14 protein-coding genes are annotated in these 14,822 nt (G+C 73.6%); 8 read left to right on the top strand and 6 right to left on the bottom strand.

What is annotated here, in order from left to right; genetic code table 11:
* Nucleotides 1-14: 14 nt before the first annotated feature.
* The gene (locus J7E93_RS16800) at nt 15-737 is read left to right on the top strand and encodes a transporter substrate-binding domain-containing protein (RefSeq protein WP_215070143.1); all 723 of its coding nucleotides are present in this window, start codon (nt 15-17) and stop codon (nt 735-737) included.
* Nucleotides 738-781: 44 nt separating this feature from the next.
* Here the strand turns inward: J7E93_RS16800 and J7E93_RS16795 are convergent, their stop codons facing one another.
* Nucleotides 782-2,242 (bottom strand): aldehyde dehydrogenase family protein, encoded by a 1,461-nt coding sequence (locus tag J7E93_RS16795; RefSeq protein ID WP_215070142.1) that lies wholly within the window; start codon nt 2,240-2,242, stop codon nt 782-784.
* Nucleotides 2,243-2,672: 430 nt separating this feature from the next.
* Between J7E93_RS16795 and J7E93_RS16790 the strand changes: the two genes are divergently transcribed.
* Nucleotides 2,673-3,473 (top strand): VOC family protein, encoded by an 801-nt coding sequence (locus J7E93_RS16790; RefSeq protein WP_308368683.1) that lies wholly within the window; start codon nt 2,673-2,675, stop codon nt 3,471-3,473.
* 84 nt (nt 3,474-3,557) lie between these two features.
* Here the strand turns inward: J7E93_RS16790 and J7E93_RS16785 are convergent, their stop codons facing one another.
* Nucleotides 3,558-5,663, bottom strand: a complete 2,106-nt coding sequence (locus J7E93_RS16785; RefSeq protein WP_215070273.1) for a SpoIIE family protein phosphatase — start codon at nt 5,661-5,663, stop codon at nt 3,558-3,560.
* A 236-nt stretch (nt 5,664-5,899) separates the two neighbouring features.
* On the opposite strand from J7E93_RS16785, the gene J7E93_RS16780 reads away from it, so the two are divergent.
* Nucleotides 5,900-6,400: an SSI family serine proteinase inhibitor gene (locus tag J7E93_RS16780; RefSeq protein ID WP_215070140.1), complete on the top strand. Its 501-nt coding sequence runs from the start codon at nt 5,900-5,902 to the stop codon at nt 6,398-6,400.
* A 78-nt stretch (nt 6,401-6,478) separates the two neighbouring features.
* On the opposite strand, the gene J7E93_RS16775 is transcribed toward J7E93_RS16780, so the two are convergent.
* Nucleotides 6,479-7,405, bottom strand: a complete 927-nt coding sequence (locus J7E93_RS16775; RefSeq protein ID WP_215070271.1) for a glutaminase — start codon at nt 7,403-7,405, stop codon at nt 6,479-6,481.
* A gap of 93 nt (nt 7,406-7,498) precedes the next feature.
* On the opposite strand from J7E93_RS16775, the gene J7E93_RS16770 reads away from it, so the two are divergent.
* Nucleotides 7,499-8,281, top strand: a complete 783-nt coding sequence (locus J7E93_RS16770) for a 1,4-alpha-glucan branching protein (protein ID WP_215070138.1) — start codon at nt 7,499-7,501, stop codon at nt 8,279-8,281.
* Nucleotides 8,282-8,293: 12 nt separating this feature from the next.
* Here the strand turns inward: J7E93_RS16770 and yidD are convergent, their stop codons facing one another.
* From yidD to J7E93_RS16755, 3 genes are all read right to left on the bottom strand, one after another.
* Entirely contained in the window at nt 8,294-8,749 is a 456-nt protein-coding gene (yidD, locus tag J7E93_RS38055) for a membrane protein insertion efficiency factor YidD (RefSeq protein ID WP_308368682.1), read from the bottom strand.
* Between the two features lie 91 nt (nt 8,750-8,840).
* Complete coding sequence (fusA, locus tag J7E93_RS16760; RefSeq protein ID WP_215070136.1) at nt 8,841-11,006, bottom strand: elongation factor G; 2,166 nt, start codon at nt 11,004-11,006, stop codon at nt 8,841-8,843.
* Nucleotides 11,007-11,402: 396 nt separating this feature from the next.
* Nucleotides 11,403-12,449 (bottom strand): enoyl-CoA hydratase/isomerase family protein, encoded by a 1,047-nt coding sequence (locus tag J7E93_RS16755; RefSeq protein WP_215070128.1) that lies wholly within the window; start codon nt 12,447-12,449, stop codon nt 11,403-11,405.
* A 195-nt stretch (nt 12,450-12,644) separates the two neighbouring features.
* Here J7E93_RS16755 and J7E93_RS16750 point away from each other — a divergent pair, with 195 nt between their 5' ends.
* From J7E93_RS16750 to J7E93_RS16735, 4 genes are all read left to right on the top strand, one after another.
* Nucleotides 12,645-13,673, top strand: a complete 1,029-nt coding sequence (locus J7E93_RS16750; protein WP_215070126.1) for a 3-oxoacyl-ACP synthase III family protein — start codon at nt 12,645-12,647, stop codon at nt 13,671-13,673.
* Nucleotides 13,670-14,410, top strand: coding sequence for a glycosyltransferase family A protein (locus tag J7E93_RS16745; RefSeq protein WP_308368681.1), 741 nt, complete (start codon nt 13,670-13,672; stop codon nt 14,408-14,410). Before J7E93_RS16750 ends, J7E93_RS16745 begins: the two co-directional genes overlap by 4 nt.
* Complete coding sequence (locus J7E93_RS16740) at nt 14,410-14,733, top strand: AMP-binding protein (RefSeq protein ID WP_215070124.1); 324 nt, start codon at nt 14,410-14,412, stop codon at nt 14,731-14,733. The genes J7E93_RS16745 and J7E93_RS16740 overlap by 1 nt, the downstream gene beginning before the upstream one ends.
* On the top strand, nt 14,684-14,822 hold a 139-nt coding region (locus tag J7E93_RS16735), incomplete at its 3' end, for an enoyl-CoA hydratase/isomerase family protein (RefSeq protein ID WP_374105394.1). The genes J7E93_RS16740 and J7E93_RS16735, both read left to right, overlap by 50 nt.

The following is a 14,822-nucleotide window of genomic DNA, read 5'->3' as shown; positions in this document are numbered from 1 at the left end:
CTAGACTCCGCTCCATGACCACCGTGCCCGATGTCGTCACCAAGGATGTGGCGCCGGAAGGCGTGCTGCGGGCCTCGATCAACCTGGGCAACCCGGTACTGGCCCACGGCACGCCGACCGCGCCGACCGGTGTCACGGTCGACATCGCGCGCGAGATCGGCGCGCGGCTCGGTGTGCCGGTCGAACTCATCTGCTTCGACGCCGCGCGCAAGTCCTACGAGGCGATGACGACGGGCCGGGCCGACATCTGCTTCCTCGCCGTCGAGCCGGCCCGCGAAGCCGAGGTCGCCTTCACCGCGCCGTATGTCGAGATCGAGGGTGTGTTCGCCGTGCCCCGGGACTCGCCCCTCACCGTGGTCGCCGACGTCGACCACGCGGGCGTGCGCATCGGCGTGAAGCGTGGTTCCGCCTACGATCTCTTCCTCTCCCGCACGCTTCGGCACGCGACCGTCGTGCGCGGGGAGGAAGGAGTGGACACGTTCCTCGCCCAGGAGCTGGAGGTCGCGGCCGGCATCAGGCAGCCGATGACCGAGTTCGTCGCGGCGCATCCCGAACTCCGGCTGATCGAGGAGCGTTTCATGCGGATCCGGCAGGCGGTCGGGACGACCCTGGCGCGACGGCCCGAGACCGTCGCGTTCCTCCGTGACACCGTCGAGGAACTGAAGGCAGGCGGATTCGTCGCCGAGGCGCTGCGGCGTGCACACCAGTCCCCCACCCTCGCCGCCCCGCCCCGGTAGGCGAGCGACCCCGGGGGGAGACGCTCCGGAGTCGGAACCGGGAGTCAGAACGGGTAGCGGGCCTGCTGCGTGGCGATCGTGACCCAGCGGGTGTGGGAGAAGGCCTCGATCCCCCAGCGCCCGCCGAAACGGCCGTACCCGGAGGCCTTCACGCCGCCGAAGGGGGCATGGGGCTCGTCGGCGACGGACTGGTCGTTGATGTGGACGATGCCGGAGTGGACCCGGCGTGCGACCGCGAGGCCGTGGGTGGCGTTCTCCGTGATGATGCCGCAGGTCAGCCCGTTCTCGGTGTCGTTGGCCAGGGCGACGGCGGTGTCGTCGTCGCCGAAGGTGTCGATCACGCAGACCGGTCCGAACGCCTCGGCGTAGTGGAGCTCCATGTCCGCGGTGACCCCGCTGAGGACGGTGGCCGGGTGCACCGCGCCCTCCGGTTCTCCGCCACCCGTCAGCACGGTGGCGCCCGCGGCGACCGCGTCGCGCACGAGCGCGGCGACCCGCCGGGCGGCCGCGGCGCTGACCAGCGGTCCGATGACGGTGTGCGGCAGACCCGGGTCGCCGGCCGGGAGCGAGGCGACCTTGGCCGTGAACCTCCGGGTGAACGCGTCGGCGACGGACTCGTGCACGAGGACCCGGTCGCCCGACATACAGATCTGGCCCGAGTTCATGAAGACCCCGAACGTGGCCGCGTCGACGGCGTAGTCCACGTCGGCGTCGTCGAGGACCATCACGGCGTTCTTGCCGCCCAGTTCCAGCACGGCGGGCTTGAGGTGCTGCGCCGCGTGCGCTCCGACGAGGCGGCCGACACCGGTGGAGCCGGTGAAGTTGACGGCGCCGACCCGTGGGTGGGCGATGAGTGCCTCGGCGATCTGGGCCGCGTCCTGCGCCGCGTTGGTCACCACGTTGAGGACCCCGTCGGGCAGTCCGGCCTCACGCAGCACGTCGGCGACGAAGAGCCCGGCGGCGATCGGCGCGTTCTCGCTCGGCTTGGCCACGACCGTGTTGCCCGCGGCGAGGGGCGCGGCCACGGCCCTTACGCCGAGAATGAGCGGCGCGTTCCAGGGGGCGAACGCGGCGACGACACCCAGGGGTTCGCGCACGGCGAGACCCAGCGCGCCTTCCTCCTGGGCGCTGAGCACGGCGCCGCGCGGCGCGGTGACCGCCGCGGCGGCCTCCCGCAGGATGTTCGCGGCGAGCGCCACGTTGAACAGGGACCAGCCCCGGGTGGCGCCGGTCTCGCGGCCCATGAGCGCCACGGCCTGCTCGGCGCGGGAGTCGAGCAGGTCGGCGGCCCGGAGGAAGATCCCCCGACGGGCGAAGGGGGCGAGCGCCGCCCACGCGGGGAAGGCCGCGTCTGCGGCCTCGACGGCCCGGGCGACGTCCTCGGGACCGGCGGCGGCGACCCGCGCGTACACGTCGCCGGTGAAGGGGTCGATGTCCTCGGCGGTGCGCCCGGAGGCCGCGGGTACGTCACGGCCGCCGATCAACAGCTCACGGGTGATGGCCATGGTGCGGTACCTCGGTCACGGGGCGAAGGGAGGGGAGCCGATCGTGCCCCTGGAACACGGGGTCGCCGCCGGGCCGCTGGGGCGCGGCGCGATCGAGCATGGCGGCTCCTCCATCAGGGCGACCGTTCCATTTCGTCCATCCTGACGCCGCCGCGCTCCGTTCGCCGCCCGGGAGGTCCGAGAACTCCCGGGCTTTCGGACGTCCGGACCTCCGGGGCTAGCTTTCCGGGCTTCCGGCGGTACGGCGTGCCCCGGGGGCCGTGCTGGGCGGCCGGCCCGCGCTCCCTTGGCCCTTCGACGTCGTTTCACCCGTTCGTGACGCCCCCGAACGCGCGACCTCGCGCATGGGTGCCCCAACGCTGGGAACAGGCACAGCACGGTCCACGGGCCGGAAATCGATGAGGGGCGGACGGTGGCGAGGAGGCAGTACGTGGTGCTGGTGGCAGCGGATGTGCTGGGAGCGCCGTGCTGGCTGAGCCTGGTGGCGCGTGACCTCGACGCGGCGCAGCGTTTCTACGGTTCGGTGCTGGGGTGGACGTTCCGGCCGGGCGGCTTCGGGCGGGCGTTCTCCGTCGCCGAGCGCGACGGTGTGCCCGTCGCGGGCATAGGGGCGGTCGCCGGGGAGCTGGCCGTGCCGGTGGCCTGGACGGCGTACTTCGCCGTCGACGACGCCGACCGGGCGGTGGCGAGGGTGCGTGAGCGCGGCGGAACCGTCGGGGTGGGCCCGGTCTCCTATCCTCCCCGCGGCCGAGCGGCCCTCGTCGCGGACCGGGAAGGGGCCACGTTCGGCCTCTGGGAGGGCGGAGTGCTCTCCGAGTGGAGCGTCGGCGAGGGGAAGGCGCCGGCCTGGCTGGAGCTGCACACCCGCGACGCGTTCGACGCGGCCGTCTTCTACGGCGAGATCCTGGAGTGGGACACCGACGGCGACAGCTGCTGCGAGGTCTCCTACGAGGAGGATCAGGTCGTTCTGCGGCGCGCGGGCGAGCCGGTGGCGCGGCTGAACAGCGGGCCGGTGGAGGAGGCCGCGTGGAAGCCGCAGCTGCGACCGCGCTGGCTGGTCCACTTCAAGGTCCGCGATCTGGAGGCGGCGACGGCGCTGGCCCTCGAGAACGGAGGGCACACCGTGGCGGACGCCGAGTGGGCCCGCGGCCGCCACCGCCAGGTCACCCTGCGGGACCCGGACGGTGCGCTGTTCACCCTCGACGAGTCCCCCGACGCCGTCGCCGTGTGACAGGGCGTCGGGGCACATCCGCCGGCGCCACGGCCGCCGCGGCCAACCCGGCCGCGGCGGCTCGGTCCGGGCGGGTGGTGGCTTTCACGTGGTGGCTTTCAGTACGAGCGCGGCGATGTCGTCCGTACGCAGCCGGGCCGGGCGGGCCTCGCCCAGGAGGGAGTCGAGGAGGCGGTTCAGGTCCCGGTCGTCGGCCTCGGCGAGATGGTCCGCGAGGCGGGCCACCGAGTCGTCGATGTCCGTGCCCGGTGTCTCGACGAGTCCGTCGGTGTAGAGCAGGAGCATCAGTCCGGGGGTGAGCGCGGTCTCGGTGACGGGGTACTCGGCGTCGGGGTCGATGCCGAGCAGGGGGCCCGGGGTGACATCGAGGGGCGCGGTACGGCCGTCGGCGAGGCGCCTCAGAGGGGGCGGGTGCCCCGCGCTGGCCAGGCTCACCCGCCGGTGGGCGATGTCGATGTGGACGTAGAGGCAACTGGTGAACAGGCCGGGATCGAGATCCGAGACGAGCCGGTTGGCCGCGGCGAGCACCTTGGCCGGGGAGGTGCCGAGGGTGGCGTGGGCGTGGACGGCGGTGCGAACCTGGCCCATCAGGGCGGCGGCGGCCACGTTGTGGCCCTGGACGTCGCCGATCACGGCCGCGGCGCCGGTGTCGCCGAGCCGGATCAGGTCGTAGAAGTCGCCGCCGATGTCCATGCCGAGGGTGGCGGGCAGGTAGCGGGCGGCGACGTCGAGACCGGCGACGGCCGGGAGGGTGTGCGGGAGCAGGGCCTGCTGGAGACCGTGGGCGAGCAGGTGCTTGGTGTCGTACAGACGCGCGCGGTCGAGGGCCTGCGCGATGAGTCCGGCGAGCGAGGTCATGACCGCGCGCTCCTCGGCCGAGAAGTCGTGAGGACGTTCGTAGCTCAGGACGCAGCAGCCGACGGGCCGGCCGGAGATGATCAGCGGCAGGAACGCCCACGCCTGCTTGCCGCTGACGAAGGGGGCTTCGGGGTAGATGCGCCGCATCTCCTCCGGATCCCCGAAGAACGAGGGGATGCCGCTGGTGAGCGCCTGGCCGGCGGGGGTGAAGCCGGTGTCGACGGGCAGTCCGTCGAGGCGCTCGATCACCTCGGCGGCATAGCCGCGGTGGCCGGTAATGCGGAGCCGGCCGGAGTCGGCCATGGAGAGGACCAGGCCCTGGGCGCCGAAGGCCGGCATGATCTGGTCGGCCACCAGATCGACGACGTCCTGGACGCCGACGACCTCGGTGAGACCGGCGGCCAGGTGCATGAGCTGGTAGAGCTGCCCCGCGCGGGCCGGGGTGGTGGTGCCGGTGGGCCGCCGGGGCGCCGGGGCGGGCGGTGGCAGGGCACCGGTAGGCACGATCCGGACGCTGATGCCGCTCGCGTCCGGGTAGAGATGGAACTCCAGCCACTGGTCCGGCGGGCGGCACGCCGTGAAGGAGACGGGTTCACGGCTGAGGACGGCGGCGCGGTAGCGGTCCTCGTAGGTGGGGTCGTCGAGCCAGGGCAGGGACTGCCACGGCAGGGTCCCCAGCAGACGTCCGGCGTCGCGACCCAGCAGCTCCGCGCCGCCGGAGCTCAGATAGGTGATGCGTCCTTCCAGGTCCAGGGAGCAGCAGCCGCCGGGCAGACGTTCGGCGAAGTCGGCGGCGGCCCGGTCCGGGCCGACCGGCCGGTCGCCGGTGTCGGAAGGCAGGACGCGGGGCCGGTCCGCGGTGACCAGGGGCCGGCCCGATTCGGCGGCCTCCTCCAGGACCCGGGCCAGGCGCCGACAGCAGGCGGCGACATGGCCGTGCTCCCGCCGGGTCATGCGGGACGGCCGCGTGGCCGGCCACATCAGCAGCAGCGAGCCCCAGCACCGGTTGCCGATGACGGGCGCGGCGGCCAGGGCGAGCGGGTACGGAAGCGCCACCGCCGTACGGGGATAGGAGCGGGCCATCTCCTCCTGGCTGCCCACCCAGACCAGGCGTTCGTCGCGGGTGGCTTCGGCCACCGGGGCGGGTGCGGCGAGAGGCACCCTCGACCACGGTGTGGCGAACTCCGCCGGCGCCCCGTACAGCGCCTCGAGGAGCAGCACGGGCTCGTCCGGCGCCAGAAGGTAGACGGCGCCGGTGGAGGCACCGGTGCGGCGCACGGTCTCCGCGAGCGCGGCGTCCAGTTCCTCGGCGCCTCTGACCGGACCGGCCATGCTGGTCACGAGGCACCTCCCGCGCGTCACGGCCCCGGCGCTCCGCCCCGAGCCGTGGGGCCGGGCAGGGCGGCCCGGGCGGAACATGAGCCCCATTATCCGCGCGCGGGCCGGGGCGCGCCTCGGAGAGTGATGTCAGGTGTCGTCGCGTACAGGGTGACGGCGTGGGCTCTGACGCGTTGACCAGACGGCCGGCTCCCCCGCCGCGCCCACTCTCTCTTCGAACGGATGTCTCCATGCTGTCTCGTCCCGCCCGCGCGGCAGGTCTGATCGCGGCTTGCGCCACCGCGCTCACCACGGCCGTCTTCTGCGGCACGGCAACGGCCGCCCGCCCGATGCCGGCCGACCTCGTCGACCGCCCCGACAGGGCCGAGCGGTCCGACCGGTCCGACGGGGCGGACCGGGCCGACCGTCTGAGGGTGACGGTCGTGGGGTCGGGGACCTTCGGCCGCGACGGTACGTACGAGCTGTACTGCCACCCCGCCGGTGGCGACCACCCCGACGCGGCGGCGGCCTGCGACAAGCTCGACGCGCTGACCGTCTGGGGCAGCCCCGGCCCCTTCCCGCCCGTGCCATCGGATGACCTGTGCACCCTGCAGTACGGCGGCCCCGCCGTCGCATACGTCGAGGGGACCTGGGCCGGGCGGCCGGTGAACGCGGACTTCACGCGGACCGACGGATGCGAGATCTCGCGCTGGGACGCGCTCGTTCCGCTTCTCCCGGCGGCGGGCGGCTGAGCGCGGGCGCGAGGGCCGCGCGGGGGGGGGCGGGGCACCCGTGCACAGCGGACCGCTGTGCACGGTTCAGAAGACGGTTCAGAAGACGGAGAGACCGGTGATCGTGGTGAAGCGGTCCAGGGCCGCGACGCCCGCGACCGAGTTGCCGCGCGCGTCCAGACCCGGGCTCCAGACGCAGAGGGTGCAGCGGCCCGGGACGACGGCGATGATGCCGCCGCCCACCCCGCTCTTGCCGGGCAACCCCACGCGGTAGGCGAAGTCGCCGGCCGCGTCGTACGTCCCGCAGGTGAGCATGACGGCGTTGACCTGCTTGGCCTGGCTCCGGGTGAGGAGCCGTGAGCCGTCGGCGCGGATGCCGTGGCGGGCGAGGAAGCCGGTGGCGAGCGCGAGGTCCGCGCAGGACGCCTCGATCGAGCACTGCCGGAAGTACTCGCGCAGAAGGGTCGGCACGGGGGTGGAGATGTTCCGGTACGAGGCCATGAAGTGGGCCAGCGCGGCGTTGCGGTCTCCGTGCGCGGTCTCCGACGCGGCCACGTCCCGGTCGAAGTCGAGGTCCGCGTTGCCGCTCTCGGCGCGCAGCAGGTCGAGCAGACTGCCCGAGGCGTTCCCGGTCAGGCCGTGCAGCCGGTCGGTGACGACCAGGGCGCCGGCGTTGATGAACGGATTGCGGGGGATGCCGTTCTCGTACTCCAGTTGCACCAGTGAGTTGAAGGGGTTGCCCGACGGCTCCCGTCCGACGTGCTCCCAGAGCGTGTCGCCCTCGTGGGCGAGGGCCAGGGCGAGGGTGAACACCTTGGTGACGGACTGGGTGGAGAACGGCTGCTGCCACTCCCCCACCCCGTAGACGCTGCCGTCCAGTTCGGCGACGGCCATGCCGAAGCGGTCCGGGTCGCCGGCGGCGAGGGCCGGGATGTAGTCGGCGGGCCGGCCCCGGCCGGCGAGATCTCCCATCTCCTCGGCGATGCGCTCGAGGACGGGCTGGAACGACAGCAGCATGATCCTCATTGTGCCGTCCGGCACCGCGCGTCTCCCGCCCGGGGGGCCGGGTCCGGTGGACGCGGGAGGGAACCGCATGCCGGTGAGGGAAGTTGAGGAGGTATGGCTGTCATCCACCGCACCACCATGAACCCCGGCAAGCTGGAGCTGATCGCCTCCTGGCTGCCTTCCCGACCCTGGTACGTCCGCACGGAGCGGGGGCCGGAGCTGTCCAAGGCGGGCGGCTTCCGGCTCGACGACCCGCAAGGGGAGGTGGGCATCGAGTTCATGGTCGTCACGGACGGGTCTGGAGAGGACGCCGTCTCGTACCACCTGCCGCTCACCTATCGCGGCGCGCCGCTGGACGGTGCGGAGCAGGCTCTCGTCGGCACCTCCGAGCACGGTGTGCTGGGACGACGGTGGGTGTACGACGGGGTGCACGACCCGGTGCTCGTGGCTCAGCTGATCGCGCTCGTCGAGGGCCGTGCCGAGCCGCAGGCGCAGAGTGAGTCCGACACCCCGGACCCCTCCGTCATCCGTCACTTCGGCGGCTTCGAAAGCCATGGACGCCCTGGAGAGCCGGGCGACCCGGGAGACGTGGGAGGCGCTGGGCGCGGCGGCCCATCGCCCGGCGGGGACGGGCTTCCGGCCGTGGGCGTGCCGACGGCGGTCGCGGAGGGGCCGGACGGGACCGACCTCCTCCTCGGGGTCACGCCTGCCACGGGGGCCACGGAGTCGGCGCGGTCCCCTCTCACCCTGACCGTGGCGCGGGTCCTTCGGGCGGACGGGGCCGAATCCGACGGGACGACCGCCGGGGCGGTGGGAGGCGTCAGCGCGGGCTGGCGCACTCCGGACGGCCGGGAGCGGCGCGGTCCCTTCGTCGTCCTGCGCGAGACGGCGCGCTGAGGCGGCCGTCCGTCAGCCGGGGACCGGATCCTGGAAGCCACGACGGCGCGCCGCCCTCGGCGTGCACCGCAGCAGCCGGCCGAGGATCAGGCGCCCGCCGCGCAGCGCACCGTGGCGTCGCAGTGCCTTGACGGCGTACGTGGAACAGCTCGGCGTGTAGGGGCAGCACGGCGGCCGAGCCGGGCTGATCTCGGCCCGGTAGTGCTGGACGGCCGCGTACATCGCGCCGGCCACGCGGCCCGGGGGCCGGTCGTCCGCCTGGCCCCGACGCGGCGTGGCGCGGCGCGATCCGAGGAACAGGGCCGGGAGGAGGGCCGGAAGCAGCGTCAGCCAGAGGTCGGGGCAGCTGCACTGCCGGCAGTAGACAAAGGTGTCGAGGGCGCCGAGGCAGCAGCCTTCCTCGCCCTCGTCGCGCCGCCGCCGTCGGCGGGCCCGCCGCTCGGCCTTTCTCGATCCCGATGGTTCCACGGCTCCCCTTCCCTCCCGCCGGATGATACGGGGACGTGATCATCGGCCCGGGACGGGCCCGCCCAGGGGGTGGGCGGGCCCGTCGTCGTCGTTACGGGGACCGCGTCGCTGCGGTCGCCTCGGCCGGTGCGGGGGCGTAGCCGGTGGGCCGGGTGGTGAAGGTGCCACGGCCCTGGGTGCGACCGCGCAGCCGGGAGGCGTAGCCGAAGAGTTCGGCCAGCGGCACGGTCGCGGTGATCACCGCCGTCCCTGCCCGGGTGGTCGAGCCGTGGACCCGGCCGCGACGGGCCGCCAGGTCACCGAGCACCCCGCCCACGGCGCTGTCGGGCACCGTGACCGTCACCTCGACCACCGGTTCCAGGAGCGTCATCGCACTGGCGCGCAGCGCCTCGCGCAGCGCGAAGCGGCCCGCCGTACGGAACGCCATCTCCGAGGAGTCCTTGGAGTGGGTGGCTCCGTCGGTGAGCGTCACCCGCACACCGGTCACCGGGTGGCCGCCGAGCGGGCCCTCCGCCAGGGCGTCCCGGCAGCCGGCCTCGACCGCACGGGCGTACTCCTGCGGCACCCGGCCTCCGGTGACGGTGGAGGAGAAGGCGAACTCCTCCTCGTCGCCGGCGGTGTCGCCGATGCCGAGTGGCTCGACGTCGAGCACGACATGGGCGAACTGGCCCGCGCCGCCGTCCTGTTTGACGTGCCGGTACACCAGTGCGGACACACCGCGGACGACCGTCTCGCGGTAGGCCACCTGCGGTCTGCCCACGCCCACGTCCAGGCCCTGGGCCCGGCGGATCTTCTCCACGGCGACCTCAAGGTGCAGTTCACCCATCCCCGACAGCACCGTCTGACCGGTTTCGGGGTCGGTACGGACCGCGAGCGAGGGGTCCTCCTCCACGAGCCGTGCGAGCGCCGACGCCAGCCGGTCGGTGTCCAGGCTTCTGCGGGCCTCGACCGCGACGGACACCACCGGGGCGGCCGGCGTGGGCGGTTCGAGCAGCAGGGGCGCCGAGGGCGCGCAGAGCGTGGCCCCGGGGCGTGCGGCCTTCAGTCCGACGACCGCGACGATGTCCCCGGCCCGTGCCCGGTCCACCTCGGTGTTCCGGTCGGCCTGCACCCGCAGGATGCGGCCGATCCGCTCGGTGCGCCGTGCGGCCACGTCGAGCACGACGTCTCCCTTCTCGATCGTTCCGGCGTACACACGCAGATAGGTCAGCCGTCCGGTGGCGGTGGAGTTCACCTTGAACGCCAGCGCGGCGAACGGCGCTTCGGGGTCGGCGGCCCGTTCCCGCTCCGTGCCGTCGACGGTGCCGCGCACCGGGGGCGCGTCGAGCGGTGAGGGCAGATAGCCGACGACGGCGTCGAGCAGCGGTTCCATGCCCCGGTTGCGGTAGGCGGATCCGCACAGCACCACGACGCCGTCACCGCTCCGGGTCAGGTCGCGCAGCGCCGTGGTCAGCGTGCGCTCGCTGAGCGCCGGAGTCTCGTCGAGCGCAAGCGTCTCGTCGACGTCCGGCGTCTCGTCGAGCGCAAGCGTCTCGTCGAGGTCCGACCGGGCGCAGAACTCCTCCAGCGCGGCCGGATGGAGTTCCGCGACCGTCTCCTCCAGGACTCGGCGGCGCCGCTGTGCCTCCTCGCGCAGGGCTTCGGGCACCGGCACGTCGGTGAACGTGTCGGGACCGGAGGCCCAGAGCAGGGCGCGCATGCGTACCAGATCCACCACTCCGGTGAACCCGTCCTCCTGGCCGATCGGCAGGTGGACGACGAGCGGAACGGTGTGCAGCCGGTCCCGGATCGACGCCACGGTGGTGTCGAGGTCGGCACCGGCCCGGTCCATCTTGTTCACGAAGGCGATCCGCGGCACCCGGTGCCGGTCGGCCTGCCGCCAGACCGTCTCGCTCTGCGGCTCGACCCCCGCGACGGCGTCGAAGACCGCGATGGCGCCGTCGAGGACGCGCAGCGAGCGTTCCACCTCGTCGGAGAAGTCGACGTGGCCCGGTGTGTCGATCAGGTTGATCCGGTGCCCGTCCCAGTCGCAGCTGACGGCCGCCGCGAAGATGGTGATCCCGCGGTCGCGTTCCTGCGGGTCGAAGTCCGTGACGGTCGTCCCGTCGTGGACCTCGCCGCGCTTGTGGGTGGCGCCGGTCAGGTACAGCATCCGCTCGGTCACGGTGGTCTTGCCCGCGTCCACGTGGGCGAGGATGCCCAGATTGCGGACGCGGTCGAGCGGGGTGGTCGGTGGAAGCGGAAGGGTGGTACGCACGGCCCGAGGCCTTTCGACGTGTACGGGAAAGGGCGGCGCGATTCCCGGACGCGGCGCCCCGCCGCCACATCGAGCAGGCGGATGTCAGGAGTGCGTCACGGGCATCCGATGGCGGCCGCGCAGCCGGCATCGGGCAGCGCGGGACATCAGGATCACGTCGTACCGGGACCGGGGAACGACGACAGCGGTGCGGCAACGCACGGTCGGGGTCCCCTCGTCGGTCGGACGGCGCGCCGGAACGTCGACGGCGCGTGCGGCGAGTGTAGGGAGCCGGTCCGCGCTCGCGACACCGATTTACCGCACGCCTCGGCCCGCACGCCTTGGGCCGCACGCCTCCGCCCGCAGGGGAACCAGGGGGAAACCACGGGGGCGAGGGGCAGGGGACCGCCCCCTGCGTCAGGAGGCGAAGGGCTCCTGAGCGCCGGGGGGTGCGAAGTAGCGGGCGACGGCGTCGTCCGTGACCTCGGGGAGCGTGGGCGGGGACCAGCGGGGGGTGCGGTCCTTGTCGACGACCTGGGCGCGGATGCCCTCCACGAGGTCGGCGGAGGAGAGTGCGGCGCAGGAGAGCCGGAACTCCATGTCCAGGACGGCCTCCAGGGAGTCGAGGCGCCGGGCGCGGCGGATCGCGGCCAGGGTGACCTTCAGGGCCGTGGGCGACCGGGTGAGGAGTGTGGTGGCGGCCTCCTTCGCCTCGGGCACGCCGGAGTCGAGGAGCCGGTCGACGAGGGCCTCCACCGTGTCCGCCGCGTAGCAGGCGTCGATCCACGCACGCCGGTCGGACAGGTCGCCGGGCGGGGCCGGCCGCGAGAACCGGGCCAGCACCTCGTGCGCGGGCGACCGGGTCAGCTCCAGGGCCAGCCGGGGCAGCTCCTCGGAGGGTACGAAGTGGTCGGCGAGGCCGGCCAGCAGGGTGTCGGCGGCGCCCACCCCTTCACCGGTGAGGGCCAGGTGGGTGCCCAGCTCGCCGGGCGCCCGGCTGAGCAGGTACGTACCGCCGACGTCGGGCACGAAGCCGATGCCCGTCTCGGGCATCGCCACGCGGGAACGCTCGGTGACGACGCGGACGGAACCGTGGGCGGAGACGCCGACTCCGCCGCCCATGACGATCCCGTCCATGAAGGCCACGTACGGCTTGGGGTAGCGGGCGATCCTGGCGTTGAGGCGGTACTCGTCGCGCCAGAAGTCGACGGAGGCGGTGCCCCCGGCGCGGGCGTCGTCGTGAATGGCCCGGATGTCGCCGCCGGCGCACAGCCCGCGTTCTCCCGCGCCCTCGATGACGACGGTCTCGACGGCGGGATCGTCCTCCCATGCGTTCAGCGCCTCGTCGATGCGGTGCACCATGGCGTGGGTGAGGGCGTTGATGGCCTTCGGCCGGTTCAGGGTGAGGAAGCCGGCCCGCCCTTCGGTGCGCAGCAGGACATGGGGGATGTCGGCCGTGGTCATGGCGCCGGCTCCGTGGAGCCGGGGGCCTCGATCAGTCGCATGGTGCCGTCACTTCCCTCCGGAACGATCTTCCGACCACCGTAGCGTCTCGATGGTGGACTCCCGGGCGCGGGCTGCGAGACAGGGGGTTTCCCCCAGGGCGATTGAGTACCGGTGCTCAGGCCCTCGGCCCCGTCCGTTCGTAGCCTCCCTCCCATGAACAGTCAGAGCGCCGTCGTCGACGGCTCCGTGCGCGTCGGTATCACCGGGGTGGGCGTCTGCCTGCCCGAGCGGGTCATGGACTCGGAGCGGCTGCGGCAGCGGGTGTCCGCGGCCGGCGGGTTCGCGCTGCCGGCCGGCGTGTTCGAGCGAGCCACCGGGATTCTCTCCCGCCGGGTCGCGGGGCCGGAGGAGTACGCCTCCACGCTGGCGGTGGGTGCCGCACGCGGCGCTCTGGCGCGGGCCGGGATCGACCCGCTCGACATCGACCTTCTGGTGTTCGCCTCCGCGTCGCGGGACATCGTCGAACCGGCCACGGCGCACATCGTCCAGGCCGAGCTCGGCTCCCGGGCGCACGCCCTGGACGTGACCAACGCCTGCAACAGCTTCGTCAACGGCATGGACCTCGCCCGCTCGATGATCCTCGCGGGGCGCGCCCGGCGGGCGCTCGTCGTCACCGGTGAGACACCGAGCCGGGCCGTGCGGCATGAGCCCGCCGATCTGGCCCAGTTCCGGGACGGCTTCGCCGGCTACACCTTCGGTGACGCGGGCGCGGCGGTGGTCCTGGCGGCGGCGGACCGCGGTGGGATCCTCGACGTGGACAGCGAGACGCACTCCGAGCACTGGGGCGTCGGCGGGATATTCGGCGGCGGTTCACGACACCCGCGCGGAGACGAGCACACGTACTTCCGCGGTGACGGCGGCGAGTTGCGCGAGGTGTTCGAGAAGGTCGGCACCTCGGTCCTCGACCGGGTGCGGCACCGTACGGGGCTGGAGTGGTCGGACTTCCGGTACGTCCTGGTCCATCAGGTCACCGTGCCGTACCTGGAGCGGTTCGTGGAGATCACCGGTGTGCCCGAGGACCGGCTGGTGGTCACGGTCCCCCAGCTCGGCAACGTCGCCAGCGCGAGCCTGGGCGTGCAGCTCGACCGGGTGTACGACGAACTGCGCTCCGGCGACCGGGTCCTGTTCGTCGGCCTGGGCGGCGGCGTCAGCATCATGACGATGGTCTGGGAGAAGGCGTGAGCGCGCTGTGGGTGGTGGTGCCCGCCCACCAGGAGGCCGCGCGCATCGGCGACACCCTGGAGGCACTCGCCGCGCAGCAGGACCGCGACTTCCACCTCGTGGTGGTGGACAACGCCTCCGAGGACGACACCGCCCGGATCGCCCGTGCGTTCGCGGAGCGGGCTCCGTTCCCGGTGCATGTGCTCGACGAGCGGGACAAGGGGGTGGGGTGCGCCGTGGACACCGGCTTCCGGTACGCGATCGGGCACGGGGCCACGCTGCTCGCCCGTACCGACGCCGACTGTCTGCCCCGTCCCGGCTGGACGGCCGCGGCCAGGGCCGCGCTGCAGAGCGGCGCCGGCCTGGTGTGCGGTCGCATCGACGCCCGTCGCGACGAGCACGGGCCGTTCGGCCGCGCCGTGTTCCGTACGCTCGTCGCCACCGCCGCGTTCTTCGGACGCGTCCGCCCGGCGCACCGACGCCGGCACGGTTACCTCGCTCCGTACCGTATGCACGCGGGCAACAACATGGCGATCACGGCCCGGCTCTACGAGGCGGTCGGGGGGATGCCCCGTCGGCCGTCCCCCACCGACCGGCTCTTCCTGAACCGGGTGCGGCGGCGCACCACCGCCATCGTCCACGCCCGCGACATGGTCGTGGAGAACTCCACCCGGCGCCTGCGCGCCTACGGAATCGTCGGAACCGCCCGCTGGTACCTCGACAAGGGCCCCGGGCGTCATGGGGAGGACCCGCGCTGATGCTCGACGCTCTCGCCCACACCCTGCGGTCGGCCCCCGACCGCCCCGCCGTCCTCGGCACCACCCGCAGCGGCGCCGTACGCACCAGGGCGACCTGCGGGGACCTCGCCGATCTCGCCGACCGGTACGCGGCCGCGCTGCACGCGCGTGGTGTCGAGCGCGGCGCCACGGTCGGGGTCGCGGTCCGGCCGGGGCCGCGGGCACTGGCCGTGATGCTGGCCGCCCACCGGCTCGGTCTGCGGGTGGCGGTCCTCGACCCCGGGGCGGGCCCCGATGTGCTGCGCGCCCGGCGAGCTGGGCACCCACCTGGCCCTCACCGGTGAAGGGGTGGGCGCCGCCGACACCCTGCTGGCCGGCCTCGCCGACCACTTCGTACCCTCCGAGGAGCTGCCCCGGCTGGCCCTGGAGCTGA

This window comes from Streptomyces sp. ISL-36, from assembly GCF_018614205.1.
GTDB lineage: Bacteria > Actinomycetota > Actinomycetes > Streptomycetales > Streptomycetaceae > Streptomyces.
Note: the sequence above shows the minus strand (reverse complement) of the source record. Positions and strands in the feature narration are given on the sequence as shown.

What these genes read in the sequence shown, in the direction of transcription:
- J7E93_RS16770 (WP_215070138.1), top strand. Translation starts at nt 7,499, where the DNA reads ATGGCTGTCATCCACCGCACCACCATGAACCCCGGCAAGCTGGAGCTG.
- J7E93_RS16800 (WP_215070143.1), top strand. Translation starts at nt 15, where the DNA reads ATGACCACCGTGCCCGATGTCGTCACCAAGGATGTGGCGCCGGAAGGC.
- J7E93_RS16750 (WP_215070126.1), top strand. Translation starts at nt 12,645, where the DNA reads ATGAACAGTCAGAGCGCCGTCGTCGACGGCTCCGTGCGCGTCGGTATC.
- J7E93_RS16775 (WP_215070271.1), bottom strand. Translation starts at nt 7,405, where the DNA reads ATGAGGATCATGCTGCTGTCGTTCCAGCCCGTCCTCGAGCGCATCGCC.
- J7E93_RS16755 (WP_215070128.1), bottom strand. Translation starts at nt 12,449, where the DNA reads ATGACCACGGCCGACATCCCCCATGTCCTGCTGCGCACCGAAGGGCGG.
- J7E93_RS16740 (WP_215070124.1), top strand. Translation starts at nt 14,410, where the DNA reads ATGCTCGACGCTCTCGCCCACACCCTGCGGTCGGCCCCCGACCGCCCC.
- J7E93_RS16795 (WP_215070142.1), bottom strand. Translation starts at nt 2,242, where the DNA reads ATGGCCATCACCCGTGAGCTGTTGATCGGCGGCCGTGACGTACCCGCG.
- J7E93_RS16780 (WP_215070140.1), top strand. Translation starts at nt 5,900, where the DNA reads ATGCTGTCTCGTCCCGCCCGCGCGGCAGGTCTGATCGCGGCTTGCGCC.
- J7E93_RS16785 (WP_215070273.1), bottom strand. Translation starts at nt 5,663, where the DNA reads ATGGCCGGTCCGGTCAGAGGCGCCGAGGAACTGGACGCCGCGCTCGCG.